At 65.7% G+C, this 14,154-nt stretch carries 15 protein-coding genes; 4 read left to right on the top strand and 11 right to left on the bottom strand.

Annotated elements, in window-relative coordinates; translation table 11 throughout:
- Positions 1 to 48: 48 nt before the first annotated feature.
- The 3 genes from sbcB to HU735_RS08540 all read right to left on the bottom strand — a co-directional run bounded on the left by sbcB (position 49) and on the right by HU735_RS08540 (position 2,410).
- Complete coding sequence (gene sbcB, locus HU735_RS08530) at positions 49 to 1,479, bottom strand: exodeoxyribonuclease I (RefSeq protein ID WP_186713140.1); 1,431 nt, start codon at positions 1,477 to 1,479, stop codon at positions 49 to 51.
- A 61-nt stretch (positions 1,480 to 1,540) separates the two neighbouring features.
- Positions 1,541 to 1,900: a PilZ domain-containing protein gene (locus HU735_RS08535; RefSeq protein WP_023631126.1), complete on the bottom strand. Its 360-nt coding sequence runs from the start codon at positions 1,898 to 1,900 to the stop codon at positions 1,541 to 1,543.
- A gap of 123 nt (positions 1,901 to 2,023) precedes the next feature.
- Entirely contained in the window at positions 2,024 to 2,410 is a 387-nt protein-coding gene (locus tag HU735_RS08540; RefSeq protein WP_050703897.1) for a hypothetical protein, read from the bottom strand.
- A 181-nt stretch (positions 2,411 to 2,591) separates the two neighbouring features.
- Between HU735_RS08540 and pyk the strand changes: the two genes are divergently transcribed.
- Positions 2,592 to 4,046, top strand: a complete 1,455-nt coding sequence (pyk, locus tag HU735_RS08545) for a pyruvate kinase (protein WP_050703896.1) — start codon at positions 2,592 to 2,594, stop codon at positions 4,044 to 4,046.
- A gap of 91 nt (positions 4,047 to 4,137) precedes the next feature.
- Here pyk and HU735_RS08550 read toward each other — a convergent pair whose 3' ends face one another.
- A complete protein-coding gene (locus tag HU735_RS08550; RefSeq protein ID WP_186713141.1) occupies positions 4,138 to 5,058 on the bottom strand; it encodes an iron-sulfur-binding ferredoxin reductase in 921 nt (306 codons plus the stop codon).
- 332 nt (positions 5,059 to 5,390) lie between these two features.
- On the opposite strand from HU735_RS08550, the gene HU735_RS08555 reads away from it, so the two are divergent.
- Positions 5,391 to 6,914: a fumarate hydratase gene (locus HU735_RS08555; protein ID WP_186713142.1), complete on the top strand. Its 1,524-nt coding sequence runs from the start codon at positions 5,391 to 5,393 to the stop codon at positions 6,912 to 6,914.
- 82 nt (positions 6,915 to 6,996) lie between these two features.
- Here HU735_RS08555 and HU735_RS08560 read toward each other — a convergent pair whose 3' ends face one another.
- From HU735_RS08560 to HU735_RS08590, 7 genes are all read right to left on the bottom strand, one after another.
- Positions 6,997 to 7,587 (bottom strand): GNAT family acetyltransferase, encoded by a 591-nt coding sequence (locus tag HU735_RS08560; RefSeq protein WP_186713143.1) that lies wholly within the window; start codon positions 7,585 to 7,587, stop codon positions 6,997 to 6,999.
- 132 nt (positions 7,588 to 7,719) lie between these two features.
- Positions 7,720 to 8,298, bottom strand: a complete 579-nt coding sequence (locus HU735_RS08565) for a DJ-1/PfpI family protein (RefSeq protein ID WP_062572944.1) — start codon at positions 8,296 to 8,298, stop codon at positions 7,720 to 7,722.
- Positions 8,299 to 8,372: 74 nt separating this feature from the next.
- Positions 8,373 to 9,530 carry a phosphatidylserine/phosphatidylglycerophosphate/cardiolipin synthase family protein gene (locus tag HU735_RS08570; RefSeq protein ID WP_186713144.1) on the bottom strand — a complete coding sequence of 386 codons (1,158 nt, stop codon included), beginning with the start codon at positions 9,528 to 9,530 and terminating at the stop codon, positions 8,373 to 8,375.
- A 1-nt stretch (position 9,531) separates the two neighbouring features.
- On the bottom strand, positions 9,532 to 10,113 hold the full coding sequence (locus HU735_RS08575) for a YceI family protein (RefSeq protein ID WP_186713145.1): 582 nt from the start codon (positions 10,111 to 10,113) through the stop codon (positions 9,532 to 9,534).
- A gap of 44 nt (positions 10,114 to 10,157) precedes the next feature.
- Positions 10,158 to 10,454 (bottom strand): amidase, encoded by a 297-nt coding sequence (locus tag HU735_RS08580; protein ID WP_186713146.1) that lies wholly within the window; start codon positions 10,452 to 10,454, stop codon positions 10,158 to 10,160.
- Positions 10,451 to 11,527: a serine hydrolase gene (locus HU735_RS08585; RefSeq protein WP_186713147.1), complete on the bottom strand. Its 1,077-nt coding sequence runs from the start codon at positions 11,525 to 11,527 to the stop codon at positions 10,451 to 10,453. The genes HU735_RS08580 and HU735_RS08585 overlap by 4 nt, the downstream gene beginning before the upstream one ends.
- A gap of 64 nt (positions 11,528 to 11,591) precedes the next feature.
- On the bottom strand, positions 11,592 to 12,479 hold the full coding sequence (locus tag HU735_RS08590) for an acyl-CoA dehydrogenase (RefSeq protein ID WP_186713148.1): 888 nt from the start codon (positions 12,477 to 12,479) through the stop codon (positions 11,592 to 11,594).
- Between the two features lie 132 nt (positions 12,480 to 12,611).
- Between HU735_RS08590 and olsB the strand changes: the two genes are divergently transcribed.
- Together olsB and HU735_RS08600 are read left to right on the top strand one after the other, a co-directional pair.
- On the top strand, positions 12,612 to 13,367 hold the full coding sequence (olsB, locus tag HU735_RS08595) for an L-ornithine N(alpha)-acyltransferase (RefSeq protein ID WP_028689712.1): 756 nt from the start codon (positions 12,612 to 12,614) through the stop codon (positions 13,365 to 13,367).
- Complete coding sequence (locus HU735_RS08600; RefSeq protein WP_186713149.1) at positions 13,367 to 14,149, top strand: lysophospholipid acyltransferase family protein; 783 nt, start codon at positions 13,367 to 13,369, stop codon at positions 14,147 to 14,149. The genes olsB and HU735_RS08600 overlap by 1 nt, the downstream gene beginning before the upstream one ends.
- Positions 14,150 to 14,154 lie beyond the last annotated feature (5 nt).

A 14,154-nucleotide genomic window follows, 5' to 3' on the forward strand; every position in this document is an offset into this window, starting at 1 on the left:
CATGAAAAACGCCGGCACTTGCCGGCGTTTTTTGTTTATCTGCACATTTCAAAGCTGGTACTGCACTTTCAGTTGCCGGACATGGGTTTGCCAGGCCTCCAGCACCTGCCGTCCCGCTTCGCTGGCGTCGGCCCAACTGCTCTGGCATGCCTGCTCGAAGTCCGCCAGGGTATTAGGCGCACCGTAAGTAGGATCAGTAAGCCGCTGCTGACAGAACGCATGCCAACGGGCGCGCTCTTGTTCATCAAGGGTGTCGGAAAAGTTTCGCGCGCGATAGCGGAACAACAGTTCCGGCAGTCGCGGGTCATCGAACATCCATTGTCCATGAGCCAATTGCGCCGGATCCACACGCCGCACTTGTTCGCTCAGGCGCTTGTCCCGGTCGCCGAGAAAACCGTCATACAACTGTTGCTCCGGGTCTTCGCTGGGGGCAAAGCCTTCTTCCTGATAAATGATGTCCAGCTTGTCTGCCCAAATGGCCTGCTGATTGGCCAATTGCTCCGCCCGGCCCTGCAATGCCGACAACTCGAGCCCCAGGCGTTGTTGGTCGGCCGGGCGCAATACCGACAGTGGCGCCAATACCGGGCAGCGGTTGATATGCACCAACTTCAGCGGTACCGGTAGTTCGCCCTGGGCCATGTCTTCGTGCCGCGTATACAGGCGCTGGCGCAATGCTTCTGCACTTTCCTGGAGCAGCGGCGAAGCATCTTGTTGCAAGTCGCAGACAATCAGCGCGTTGCGGTTGCGCGGATGCCAGGCCAAAGGCAGTACCACGCCGATATAATTGCGCTGGGCCGAGAAACGTCCGGATACATGTACCAGCGGCTGCAATAGCCGAACCTGTTCCATGACCCTGTGCTTGCTGCGCAACTGGAACAGCCAGTCATATAACCGCGGCTGCTTCTCGCGAATCAAGCGGGCCAGGGCAATGGTCGCCCGCACGTCGGAAAGCGCCTCGTGGGCATGGCCGTGGTCGATGCCATTAGCCTTGCTCAGCAGTTCCAGGCGCAGACTGGTGCGCCCATCCTGCTGTGGCCAGACGATCCCCTCGGGGCGCAGCGCATAGGCGGTGCGGACCACATCGATCAGGTCCCAGCGGCTGTTGCCGCCCTGCCATTCCCGGGCGTAGGGGTCGAAGAAGTTGCGGTAGAGGCTGTAGCGGGTGACCTCATCGTCGAAACGCAGGGTGTTGTAGCCCGCAGCGCAGGTGCCGGGGCGGGCCAACTGATCGTGCACCCGGGTCATGAACTCGGCTTCGCACAGGCCCTGGTCGGCCAGTTGCCGGGGGGTGATGCCGGTCACCAGGCAAGCCGCCGGATGCGGCAGGATATCGTCGGAGGGGCGGCAGTAGAGGCTGATCGGCGCCTCGATCTCGTTGAGGTCGAGGTCGGTGCGCACGCCGGCCACCTGCAGCGGGCGGTCGCTACGCGGATTGATGCCGGTGGTTTCGTAGTCGTGCCAGAAAATGCTGGAGCTCACGGGGTCTTCCTGTATCGAGGTCGACCAGAGTCTAACGGCACGTGGGAGGGCTGGGCCAGCCTCAGGCGGAGGCGTTCATGGGGCGGAAGCTGAAGAAGTCACGCAGGGAGCGGACAAACTCATCGTATTCCTGCGGTGCCTGCAGCAGCATGAAGCCGGCATCGAAATGCCCCGGCGTCTCATCCTCGCGGCACCACAGGCAACTGGCCGTCAGGTTGATAAATTGCAGGCCGCCGCCGGCGAGGGGCACCCGTAGCTGCAGTTCGAAGTCCGGCCCCACCAGCACCGGCAACTGGCTGATCAGCATCAGGCCGTCTTCCGAGGCGTTGCCCAGATAGCCGATCTGCTGGTCGGTGCAGCGGTTGAACACCTTGAGCACGCAAGGCAGTTGATGACGTTGTATGTGTCGCTCGATAAACATGATCGCAGTGAAATCCTGTACCTGGGGCCAGGAAGACAAGGTACTGGCGATGATCGTGACAACTCTCTAACAGATTAGCCCAGTCCGACGGACGGACTACATGAAATCATCGACACATTAGGATTAACGCCAAGGTGTAGTGTTCACGGGACTCGCCACCGTCGCCTCGCTGCCGCGCAGGTGCCCGAGCTTTTCCAGCGTCTGCAGGCGGGCCTGGGCACGGTAGGCGTACTCGTTGCGCGGGTACTGCTGGATCAGGTACTGGTAGGTCTGCGCCGCGTCGACGAAGAGCTTCTGCCGCTCCAGGCACTGGCCACGCAGCAGCGACACCTCCGGGTGGATGAACGGACGGGCGCGGCTGGTGCGGTCGACCTGCGACAGTTCCAGCATGACTTTCGCGCAATCGCCACGGTCGTAGGCGCGGTAGGCGTTGTTCAGGTGGTGGTCCATGGACCAGCGGGTGCAGCCGACGACACTGGCCGCCATGGTCAAAACGATCAGGGTGCGCATGGGAATTCTCCTTTGATGGGCAGTGTATCGGCCTTTCACGACAAATCTTCACCGCCATTTGCAAGCATACCCGTACCGTTCAAACGCAACCCTGCTTCATGTGCGGGTAGTGCAACGGAACAATGACTACAGCGCAATTGAGGAGTAGCCTTTCGCTGCGCTTCACTATAGGAGTCTGTGCATGACCATCCGCCGTACCAAAATCGTCGCCACCCTTGGCCCCGCCAGCAATTCGCCGGAAGTGATCGAACAGCTGATCCTCGCCGGCCTGGACGTGGCACGCCTGAACTTCTCCCACGGCACCCCGGACGAGCACAAGGCCCGCGCCCGCCTGATCCGTGACATCGCCGCCAAGAACGGCCGCCATGTCGCGCTGCTGGGCGATCTGCAGGGTCCGAAGATTCGCATCGCCAAATTCGCCAACAAGCGCATCGAACTGAAAGTCGGTGACAAGTTCACCTTCTCCACCGCTCACCCGCTGACCGAAGGCAACCAGGATATCGTCGGCATCGACTACCCCGACCTGGTCAAGGACTGCGGCGTCGGTGACGAACTGCTGCTCGACGACGGCCGCGTGGTCATGCGCGTCGAAACCGCCACCGCCGATGCCCTGCACTGCGTGGTGATCATCGGTGGCCCGCTGTCCGATCACAAAGGCATCAACCGCAAAGGGGGCGGCCTGACCGCGCCGGCCCTGACCGAAAAAGACAAGGCCGACATCAAGCTGGCCGCGGAAATGGACCTGGACTACCTGGCCGTGTCGTTCCCGCGTGACGCCAGCGACATGGAATACGCGCGCAAGCTGCGTGACGAAGCCGGCGGCAGCGCCTGGCTGGTGGCCAAGATCGAACGCGCCGAAGCGGTCGCCGACGACGAGACCCTCGACCAGCTGATCCTCGCTTCCGACGCCGTCATGGTTGCCCGTGGCGACCTGGGCGTGGAAATCGGCGACGCCGAGCTGATCGCCATCCAGAAGAAGATCATCCAGCACGCCCGCCGCAACAACAAGGCGGTGATCGTGGCGACCCAGATGATGGAGTCGATGATCCAGAACCCGATGCCGACCCGCGCCGAAGTGTCCGACGTGGCCAACGCCGTGCTCGACAACACCGACGCGGTGATGCTGTCGGCCGAAAGCGCCGCCGGCGCCTACCCGATCGAAGCCGTACAGGCCATGGCCCGTATCTGCTCGGGCGCCGAGAAGCACCCGACCAGCCAGAAGTCCAGCCACCGCCTGCACACCACCTTCGAGCGCTGCGACGAGTCCATCGCCCTGGCGGCCATGTACACCGCCAACCACTTCCCCGGTGTCAAGGCGATCATCGCCCTCACCGAAAGTGGCTACACCCCGCTGATCATGTCGCGCCTGCGCTCGCACGTGCCGATCTTCGCCCTGTCGCCGCACCGTGCTACCCAGGCCCGTGCCAACATGTTCCGCGGCGTCTACCCGATCGCCTTCGACCCGGCCTCGCTGCCGGCCGACAAGGTGAGCCAGGCGGCGGTCGACGAGCTGCTCAAGCGCGGTCTGGTCGAGCAAGGTGACTGGGTGATCCTGACCAAGGGCGACAGCTACCACACCATCGGTGGCACCAACGGCATGAAGATCCTGCATGTCGGTGATCCGCTGGTCGGCTGATCCCTCGGCAGTCCCTATCGCGGGGCAAGCCCGCTCCCACGCCGGTGTCGGCATTGTGGGAGCGGGCTTGCCCCGCGATGCTTTTCAGCCCTCAAACATGCTCGGTAAATACGTCCGCAAAGATCTGATTACGTGGCACCCCGGCAATGAACAGCCGTCGGGCAAAGCGCTCCACGCTCCCAGGCGACCCGCACACCAGCGCCATGGTCTGACGCGACATCAGCTTCAACCCAGCCAGCGCTTCATCCAGCTGCGCCGCCAACACCCATTCGACCGTCACTCCGTCCAGCGCCTGTAACGACTGCGCCAGATAGTGCCCCTCAGCGGTGTGTGCCACGTGCAGCACCCGAATTTCCCCCTGATGCCCCTGTCGCAACGCCTCGCGCAGGATGCCCCACAACGGCGCCAGCCCGGTGCCCGCCGCCAGCAGCCAGAGCGGCCGCGCCTGCCAGTCCGGGTCGTAGTGCAACGCACCGCCTCGCAGTTCGCCGAGCCTCAGCACATCCCCCAGGCGAAGCTGCCTTGCCTGGTCGCAGAACGCACCGGGACGGCGACAGTCCAGGTGAAACTCGAGGAAGTCGTCCTCGCCCGGCAGGCTCGCCAGCGAATAGGGCCGCGCAACGCCGCCGCTCCACAACACCAGGTGCTGCCCGGCCTGGTAGCGCAATGGCCGCTCCGCTCGCAGCCTGAGGCGCAGCACATCGGCGAACCAGTCCAGGCCGATCACCGTGGCTGGCAGGCCATCGCTTCGGGGGTCGAACAGCGCCACCCGCAAGTCACTGGCGACCGAGCACTGGCAAGCCAGGCGCCAGCCCTGCTCGCGCTTGTCCGCCGCCAGCGCTTCGGGTTTCGCGTCGAGGGGGATACCGTCCAGACAGCGCACCAGGCAGGCGTGGCAGCTGCCGGCGCGGCAGCTGTAGGGCACACTAAGGCCTGCCTCGTTGAGGGCATCCAGTAGGTTGCTGCCGCCTGGCACTGTCCATTGGCGTTCGCCCACGCAAAGTTCGGGCATCCTCGGCTGGTCTCCGCATACAGAGGGATTGTCGGGGGCGCTTCGCACCCCTTTCGCGGCACAAGGCCGCTCCTACAAGGGTACGCGATCTTCTGCGGGAATGGCCTGGTGCGGCGAAAACGGCTGGGGCTTTGCAGCAAAAAGGATGCCCACACCCTGCCGACCTTGGTCCAGACCACGTGCAGGTGTTTCCGAAGGCGCGGCACGGTATACTGCCGCGCCTTTTTGTGCCGGCCCGACCAGCCGGCGCCTTGCCAGGCGTTCCTGACATACCGGTGTGCACTGTCGGAATGCCTTTTCGAATGTTCCCGTCTTTAAGAGGAGCGCGCTGCATGACCGTGATCAAGCAAGACGACCTGATTCAGAGCGTCGCCGACGCCCTGCAATTCATCTCGTACTACCACCCCGTCGACTTCATCCAGGCGATGCACGAAGCCTACCTGCGTGAAGAGTCGCCAGCCGCGCGTGACTCGATCGCCCAGATCCTGATCAACTCGCGCATGTGCGCCACCGGCCACCGCCCGATCTGCCAGGACACCGGTATCGTCACCGTGTTCATCCGCGTCGGCATGGACGTACGCTGGGACGGCGCCACCCTGAGCGTCGACGACATGATCAACGAAGGTGTGCGCCGCGCCTACAACCTGCCCGAGAACGTCCTGCGCGCCTCGATCCTGGCCGACCCGGCCGGTGCCCGCAAGAACACCAAGGACAACACCCCGGCCGTCATCCACTACTCCATCGTCCCCGGCGACAAGGTCGAGGTCGATGTCGCGGCCAAGGGCGGCGGCTCGGAGAACAAGTCGAAGATGGCCATGCTCAACCCGTCCGACTCGATCGTCGACTGGGTGCTGAAGACCGTCCCGACCATGGGCGCCGGCTGGTGCCCGCCTGGCATGCTCGGCATCGGCATCGGCGGCACCGCCGAGAAAGCCGCGGTCATGGCCAAGGAAGTGTTGATGGAATCCATCGACATCCATGAGCTGAAGGCCCGTGGCCCGCAGAACCGCCTCGAGGAAATCCGCCTGGAGCTGTTCGACAAGGTCAACCAGCTGGGCATCGGCGCCCAGGGCCTGGGCGGCCTGACCACCGTGCTCGATGTCAAGATCATGGACTACCCGACCCACGCCGCCTCGCTGCCGGTGTGCATGATCCCCAACTGCGCCGCCACCCGTCACGCCCACTTCGTGCTGGACGGTTCCGGCCCGGCCGAGCTGGAAGCGCCGTCGCTGGACGCCTACCCGGAAATCGTCTGGGAAGCCGGCCCGAGCGCCCGTCGCGTCAACCTCGACGACATCACCCCGGAAGAAGTCGCCAGCTGGAAGCCGGGCGAAACCATCCTGCTCAACGGCAAGATGCTCACCGGCCGCGACGCCGCGCACAAGCGCATGGTCGAGATGCTCAACCGTGGCGAAGAGCTGCCGGTCGACCTCAAGGGCCGCTTCATCTACTACGTCGGCCCGGTCGACCCGGTCGGTGACGAAGTGGTGGGCCCGGCCGGTCCGACCACTGCTACCCGCATGGACAAGTTCACCCGCCAGATCCTCGAGCAGACCGGTCTGCTGGGCATGATCGGCAAGTCCGAGCGCGGCCCGACCGCCATCGAGGCGATCAAGGACAACAAGGCCGTGTACCTGATGGCCGTCGGCGGCGCCGCCTACCTGGTGGCCCAGGCCATCCGCAAGTCGAAGGTCCTGGCCTTCGCCGAGCTGGGCATGGAAGCGATCTACGAGTTCGACGTGAAGGACATGCCGGTCACCGTCGCGGTGGACAGCAAGGGCGAGTCGGTGCACATCACCGGTCCCGCGCTGTGGCAGGGCAAGATCGCCGAAAGTCTGGCGGTGGAAGTGAAGTAAAGCACCGTTCGCTGTCAACGAAACGCCCGGCCCACGCCGGGCGTTTTCGTTTACGGCGCTCGCTTGAGCGACTCAGGCAAGATCATGCAGGCAGCGCCTTGAGCCAGAACGACATGATCTTGGCCGATTGCGCCTGCTCGTCCAGGTCCCGCCAACGGTAGGCGGTACGCAGCGACGGCTCGTGCAGAAAGCCGCGATTGCGCCAGAAGCCCTGCAATGGCTTGTAGTCCGCCGGACGACGTGGGTGTCCGGAGGGACGCTCCACCGCACAGAACGCACAGCAATCGAACTCGGCCAGCTTGTGCGCATAGGACTCGCGCTCGATGAAAAAGCGCACGCCGAGCCCCTGTCCACGGTAAGCCGGCAGCAGCACCGACTCGCCGAAGTAGTAGACCGACGCCGGATCACGCCCCTGGGCGAGGAACGGTTGCTGCAACTCGGGATCGACATCCACCAGCGGCAGGCCGGTGGCGGCGCCCACCACCTGGCTGCCGTCCAGCGCCAGCACTACCAAGCTGCGACCGGACTCGGCGTAGCTGGACAGGTAATCGGCCTGGTGGCTCAGGGAGCTGTCCAGGAGATAGGGAAACTCGCGAAACAGCGTCAGACGCAGGCGCGCGAGGTCATCGATGTAAGGCGCGATGGCGGCGCCATGGAGCAGACGTATTTCCATGCGGGGCGGTCGTCCTGTCGATGGGCATGACTGAGACCCACCCTAGCATCCCCCCTACCCCGCAGCCTTTCCCCTGCGCGACAGGTATTTCTCCATGACCGCTACCAAAGCTCCTACAGTTCAGCGTGACAATCAGGAGATACGGGTGCCCAGCACTTTCAGGAACGCTGCCAGCCACGCCGGATGCGCAGGCCAGGCCGGCGCCGTCACCAAATTGCCGTCGACATGCGCCTGGTCCACCGCGATATCGATGAACCGCCCACCCGCCAGCCGCACCTCGGGCGCACAGGCTGGATAGGCGCTGCACTCACGCCCTTCGAGCACGCCCGCCGCCGCCAGCAACTGCGCACCATGGCACACCGCCGCGATAGGCTTGCCAGCCTGGTCGAAGGCCTTGACCAGCTCCAGCACCCTGTCGTTCAGGCGCAGGTATTCCGGGGCGCGGCCACCGGGGATCAGCAACGCGTCGTAGCTTTCGGCGCGCACCTGGACGAAGTCGTAGTTCAGGGCGAAATTGTGCCCCGGCTTCTCGCTGTAGGTCTGCTCGCCCTCGAAATCGTGGATCGCCGTGCGCACCGTCTGCCCGGCAATCTTCTCCGGGCACACGGCATGGACGGTATGGCCGACCATGGCCAGGGCCTGGAATGGCACCATGACCTCGTAGTCCTCGACGTAGTCGCCTACCAGCATGAGAATCTTCTTCGCCGTCATCGCATCCACTCCTTCGGTTGTCTGGGAACAATCCCTGCACGATAGTCCGCTTTGCCCGACGGCGATATACGACGCTAGTTTCTGCGATCCAACAGGTTGGCCACCACCCGGTCAAGCCAGCCCCACAGGCGCTGCTGCACCCGCCGCCACAACGGCCGCGCATGCCAGCGCGCCAGATCGACTTCCAGGCTCTGGGCGAAATCACGTTCGAAACTGGCGGCCACGGCAGCGGTCAGCAGCGGGTCGAGGGCCTCGACGTTGGCTTCGAGGTTGAAGCGCAGGTTCCAGTGATCGAAGTTGCACGACCCCACGCTGACCCAGTCATCCACCAGCACCATCTTCAGGTGCAGGAAGCACGGCTGGTACTCGAAGATCCGCACCCCGGCGCGCAGCAGTCGCGGATAGTAGCGATGCCCGGCATAGCGCACCGCCGGGTGGTCGGTGCGCGGCCCGGTCAGCAGCAGGCGCACATCGATGCCCTTCTGCGCGGCGCGGCGCAGCGAGCGGCGCACGCTGAAGGTCGGCAGGAAGTACGGCGTGGCCAGCCAGATACGGCGCTGGCCGCTGTTCAGGGCGCGCACCAGCGCATGCAGGATGTCCTTGTGCTGGCGGGCGTCGGCGTAGGCCACCCGGCCCATGCCCTGGCCCTGGGCCGGGACCTGGGGCAGACGCGGCAGGCCGAAGCCCTCGGGTGGACGCCAGGCAGTGCGGCGCTGGTTGGCGTGCCACTGGCGATCGAACAACAGCTGCCAGTCGGTGACGATCGGCCCCTGCATGCGCACCATCACCTCGTGCCATTCGCTGGCCTCTTCGCCCGGCGTCCAGAACTCATCGGTGACCCCGGTACCACCGACCACCGCCAACCGTTCATCCACCAGCAGCAGCTTGCGATGATCGCGATAGAGGTTGCGTAGGCCCCGGCGCCAGCGCAGGCGGTTGTACCAGCGCAGGTAGACACCCGCCGCCAGCAGACGCTCGCGCAGGGCCGTGGGGAAGGCCAGCGAACCGTAGTCGTCGAACAGGCAGCGCACCCGCACGCCGCGTCTCGCCGCCTGCTCCAGGGCCTCGACCACCGCCTCGGCGCAGGCGCCGCCCTCGACCAGATACAGCTCCAGGTCGACCTGGAACTCGGCGCGCACGATCGCCAGCAGCATGCGCGGAAAGAACTCGGGGCCGTCGATCAGCAGTTCGAACTGGTTGCCATCCCGCCAGGGGAAGACCGGCCCCGGCATGTCAGCGGGCGGTGAAGATCAGCACCGCGCTCACCGGCACCGAGGGGTTGATCGACTTGAGCCCGGCCAGCTTGCGCAGGCGTTCCAGGCCCGGCAGCAGGCCGAAGTCCGAGGCGCGCAGGATCAGCGGCTCGAGGGTCACCACCTGGAAACGTCGCTCGTCCAGGCGCGTGGCCAGCAGCAGGGTGTTGTAGCTGCGGGTCTGGCCATGCAGGGTGACGCTGACCGGCAGGCGCAGCTCCAGCTGCGCGCCACTGGCCAGGTCGTTGATCGGACGCAGGTCGATTTGTGCCTGTACCGTGGCCTCGGGGAACTGCTCGAAGGCGAACAGGTTGTCGCGCATGCGCTCGTCGCGCAACGGGATACCGCTGCTGATCGAGTCCATCTCGATGCTCACCTCGGCCGCGCCCTTGCGGTCGACCTTGCCGTGCAGCACCAGGAATCGGTTGACCTCGGCGATATTGCCGTTCTTGCCGGTGACGAAGGACAGGCGCGAGGACTCGCCGTCCAGGTGCCAGTTGGCATGAGCGGGCAGGCACAGGGCGAGCAGGAGGGCGGGCAGCAGGCGGGACGGCTTGAACATGTGAAATCCTGTAAATCAAGGCCGTCAACCTTACCCGCACGGTTTCACGGCAGCAAGCGGCAACCCTCGCGCACGCCCTGCCAGACGGCCTGGTTGCGCCGGCCCAGGCCCTCGGCGGTTACCAGGCGCCGGGCGCCGTCCTCCTCCAGCAGGCTCAAGGGCAGGTACTGCTGTACATAGCCTCGGCAGTAGGTTTCAGCAAAGCCCATGACGAAGCGGCACGAGCAGTACTCCTTCGCCGAATAGGCCGAGAGAATGCCCGGGAAGTCCGCCAGCGCCTGGCGCTCATGCCAGGCCCAGGCCAACCCGGCCAGCAACAGCACGAGCACGACCCGCTTCATGCCCCCTCCCCGGCCACGGCGGCCAGCACCCGCTTGAGCAGTTCGTTGTGGCTGAAGCTGGCGTCGCGGTCATCGGCGTAGCGCACGATCACCAGCTTGCGCGAGGGCAGCACATAGAGCGCCTGGCCCCAATGGCCGAGCGCGGCGAAGGTGTCCGTTGGCGCATCCGGCCACGGCGCCGGCTGCCCGGGCAGCGGCTGGTTGAGCCACCAGTGGCCGCCGGGGTTGGCTTCGCCCGGCACCGGCCGGGCGGCGTTGAACAGGGTGCGGTTGAACGCCACCCACTCGGCCGGCAGCAACCGGTCCTCGCGCCAGCGACCGTCGCGCTGCATCAGCAGGCCGATGCGCGCCAGGTCGCGTGCATCGAGATAAAGATAGGAGGAACCGACATAGGTACCCACGCCATCCCGTTCCCAGACCGCGCTATCGATCCCCAGCGGAGTGAACAGGGCCTGCCAGGGGTAGTCGGCATAGCGCGCGGGGTCGAGCATGCCGCGCAGGCTGGCGGCGAGCAGGTTGCTGTCGCCGCTGGAGTAGGCGAAATGCGTGCCGGGCGCACTGGTGGCGGGCATGGCCGCCGTGTAGGCCGCCATGTCGGCACGGCCGCGGGTATAAAGCATGGCCACCACCGACGACTTCAAGGGCGCGTATTCATAATCCTCCTGCCAGGCCAGGCCGCTGGCCCAGTGCAGCAGGTCGATCAGGCGCAGTCCGGGATGTCCCTGCAGGGCCGGGTAGTAGCGAGCGGCCGGGTCATCGAGCTTGAAGCGCCCCTCGCCGTAGGCCACCCCCATGACCGTGGCCAGCACGCTCTTGCTTACCGACCAGGTCAGGTGCGGCGTGTCGGCGCGGGTTGGTTCGGTATAGCGCTCATGGAGAATACGGCCATCGCGGATAATCAACAGCGCGTCGGTGCGAATGCCTCCGCGTTCGGCAGCGCGCGGCGCGAAGGCATAGGTGTCGACGGCCTGCCAGTCGATGACGGCATTATCGACTGGCCACTGCGTCGAGGGCCAGTCTTCGGCCAAGGCCGAGGCAGCGGTCATGGCCAGGGCAAGCATCACTGCCTTCATGGGGAGTCCTACAAAGAGCTGCTGAGCAGCCCAGGTTCAAAGATTCCCCCAGCCTCTCAGGCTTTCATGACAGTCCGGCGGCACTCCACGCCTTGGCCAGGCGTTTGTCACGGGCCACGCCGGCCAGCGCCAGCAGGCCCTGGTCGCGCTGCCACAATTGCGCCCAATGCTCGGGCCCTGCGGCCAACGCCTGGTCGATCTCCCCTCGCAAACCCTGGAACTGGGCAAACAGGCCACCCAGCAGCAAGTGGCAGGCCACACTGTCCGGGCATTGCCGGCTGCCCTCGGCACAACCGGCCAGCAGCCCGATCAGCCGCAGCCGCAGGTCCTGCGGCCAGGCGCATTCCTGGGCCACGCCGTGCAGCCAGGCCACCAGCGCGGCGAGCACATAAAGATCTTCAAGGGAGCGGAACGGTTTGACGTAGGCGTCCCAGCCATCGCCGGCGAGCAACTCGCACGCTGCCTCCTTGAGCAGCAGCCGGCCATGGCCGACTTCGGGCATCAACGGCAGGGTCGGCAAGGCCTCGAGGCTGACACCGGGCTCCCCCGGATAGACCACCGCCAGTTGCAACCGCGGCGCCTCGCCCGGCCCTTCATGACGCGCCGCCACCAACAGCCATTCAGCATCCAGCCCGGCGGTGACGAAGTCCTTGCTGCCGGTCAGGCGCAAGCCATCGAGACGGGTGTGCATGTCCGCCGGGCGCACGCTGCGCCGCTCGGTGGCGCACAACGCCCCCAGGCTGGCGGGCGCGCTGGGCCAGAGCACGCGCAGCGCCGCCTGGTAACCGAGCAGGAACGCCAGGCCCGGCGTGGCCATGGCGCGCCCACCCAGCACCGCCAGCTCGAACGGCGCGACGGCACCCAGGCGCTCGAGCACCACCGCGTAGGTTTCCCCCAGGGTCGCCGCCAGCGGGTGGCGCAAGGGGTCGTTGAGTCGTTGCAACCAGGCCATCGCAAGCTCCTTGTGGGGTGTCACGCAAGCATCACCAAAGATTCACAGGGGTGACACCGGGCGTACCTAGGCTGACTTTGCACAACAAAGCCGACCGGCCGCAACCCTTTGGCTGGCTTATGGAGACTCGCAATGACTCGGATCGCTCGCTCTGGCGACAACAGCACTGAACGCCGTCTGCAAGCCGAACGCCTGGTCGGCGCCGCGGCCCTGCAGGAAGCACAGGCCCTGCGCTTCAAGGTGTTCAGCGCCGAATTCAAGGCCAAGCTCAAGGGCGCCGAACACGGCCTGGACATGGACGACTACGACATCCACTGCCGCCATATCGGCGTACGCGACCTGGCCACCGGCCAGCTGGTCGCCACCACCCGCCTGCTCGACCACCAGGCCGCCAGCAGCCTGGGCCGCTTCTACAGTGAAGAAGAATTCAGCCTGCACGGACTGTTGCAGCTGCAGGGCCCGATCCTCGAACTGGGCCGCACCTGCGTCGACCCGGCCTACCGCAACGGCGGCACCATCGCCGTGCTCTGGAGCGAGCTGGCCGAAGTGCTCAACGAAGGCCGCTACAGCTACCTGATGGGTTGCGCCAGCATCCCCATGCAGGACGGCGGCGTGCAGGCCCACGCGATCATGCAACGCCTGCGCGAACGCTACCTGTGCACCGAGCACCTGCGCGCCGAACCGAAGAACCCACTGCCGAGCCTGCCGCTGCCGAACAACGTCATCGCCGAGATGCCGCCGCTGCTCAAGGCCTACATGCGCCTGGGCGCGAAGATCTGCGGCGAGCCTTGCTGGGACGAGGACTTCCAGGTCGCCGACGTGTTCATCCTGCTCAAACGCGACGACCTCTGCCCGCGCTACGCCCGTCACTTCAAGGCGGCGGTCTGATGCCGCGCCTGCGGGCCACTGCCCGCCTGCTGCGGTTGTTCCTGGTACTGGCGCTGGGGCTGGCAATGGCCAGCATCATCGCCCTTGGCGAACGCCTGGGCCTGAAGGCCTCGATCGAACGCCGCCAGCGCTGGACACGCCTGTTCATGGGCCGCCTGGTTGCCGCCCTGCCCTTCGAGGTAAAGGTCAGGGGTGAACTGCCACAACGGCCGATGCTGTGGGTCTGCAACCATGTCTCATGGACCGACATCCCGCTGCTCGGCATGCTCACGCCGCTGTCGTTCCTGTCCAAGGCCGAGGTGCGGCACTGGCCGGTGGCCGGCTGGCTGGCCGAGAAGGCCGGGACCCTGTTCATCCGCCGTGGCGGTGGCGATGCCCAGCGCCTGCGCCAGCAGATCAGCGATCAACTGGGCGAGCAATGTCCCCTGCTGATCTTCCCGGAGGGCACCACCACCGACGGTCGCACCCTGCGCACCTTCCATGGCCGCCTGCTGGCCGGTGCCATCGACCAGGGCACGCCGCTGCAGCCAGTGGCGATCCAGTATCTGCGCGCAGGCCAACCCGATCCAATTGCGCCGTTCATTGGCGAGGACGATCTGGTGTCCCATCTGATGCGGCTGTTCGGGCGAGACCGGGGCGAGGTGGTGATCCACCTGTTAGCGCCGATCGGCAGCGAAGGCCAGGAGCGCGCGGCGCTGGCGTTTCAGGCACAGCAGGCGGTGCGTCTGGCGTTGTTCGGCATCGAGGATGTCGAGCCGCGTCGCCAAGCCAAGGCAGCCTGAACAGT

The sequence above is a fragment of the Pseudomonas sp. BW16M2 genome (assembly GCF_014268865.1).
In the GTDB taxonomy this organism is placed as follows: Bacteria; Pseudomonadota; Gammaproteobacteria; order Pseudomonadales; family Pseudomonadaceae; genus Aquipseudomonas; species Aquipseudomonas peradeniyensis.

Bases quoted from the DNA above. Each gene is read 5' to 3' on its own strand.
- HU735_RS08565 (WP_062572944.1), bottom strand. From the start codon at position 8,298: ATGACGGCGAAGAAGATTCTCATGCTGGTAGGCGACTACGTCGAGGAC.
- HU735_RS08600 (WP_186713149.1), top strand. From the start codon at position 13,367: ATGCCGCGCCTGCGGGCCACTGCCCGCCTGCTGCGGTTGTTCCTGGTA.
- HU735_RS08590 (WP_186713148.1), bottom strand. From the start codon at position 12,479: ATGGCCTGGTTGCAACGACTCAACGACCCCTTGCGCCACCCGCTGGCG.
- pyk (WP_050703896.1), top strand. From the start codon at position 2,592: ATGACCATCCGCCGTACCAAAATCGTCGCCACCCTTGGCCCCGCCAGC.
- HU735_RS08585 (WP_186713147.1), bottom strand. From the start codon at position 11,527: ATGAAGGCAGTGATGCTTGCCCTGGCCATGACCGCTGCCTCGGCCTTG.
- HU735_RS08560 (WP_186713143.1), bottom strand. From the start codon at position 7,587: ATGGAAATACGTCTGCTCCATGGCGCCGCCATCGCGCCTTACATCGAT.
- HU735_RS08550 (WP_186713141.1), bottom strand. From the start codon at position 5,058: ATGCCCGAACTTTGCGTGGGCGAACGCCAATGGACAGTGCCAGGCGGC.
- HU735_RS08535 (WP_023631126.1), bottom strand. From the start codon at position 1,900: ATGTTTATCGAGCGACACATACAACGTCATCAACTGCCTTGCGTGCTC.
- HU735_RS08555 (WP_186713142.1), top strand. From the start codon at position 5,391: ATGACCGTGATCAAGCAAGACGACCTGATTCAGAGCGTCGCCGACGCC.
- HU735_RS08580 (WP_186713146.1), bottom strand. From the start codon at position 10,454: ATGAAGCGGGTCGTGCTCGTGCTGTTGCTGGCCGGGTTGGCCTGGGCC.
- HU735_RS08570 (WP_186713144.1), bottom strand. From the start codon at position 9,530: ATGCCGGGGCCGGTCTTCCCCTGGCGGGATGGCAACCAGTTCGAACTG.
- olsB (WP_028689712.1), top strand. From the start codon at position 12,612: ATGACTCGGATCGCTCGCTCTGGCGACAACAGCACTGAACGCCGTCTG.
- HU735_RS08540 (WP_050703897.1), bottom strand. From the start codon at position 2,410: ATGCGCACCCTGATCGTTTTGACCATGGCGGCCAGTGTCGTCGGCTGC.
- HU735_RS08575 (WP_186713145.1), bottom strand. From the start codon at position 10,113: ATGTTCAAGCCGTCCCGCCTGCTGCCCGCCCTCCTGCTCGCCCTGTGC.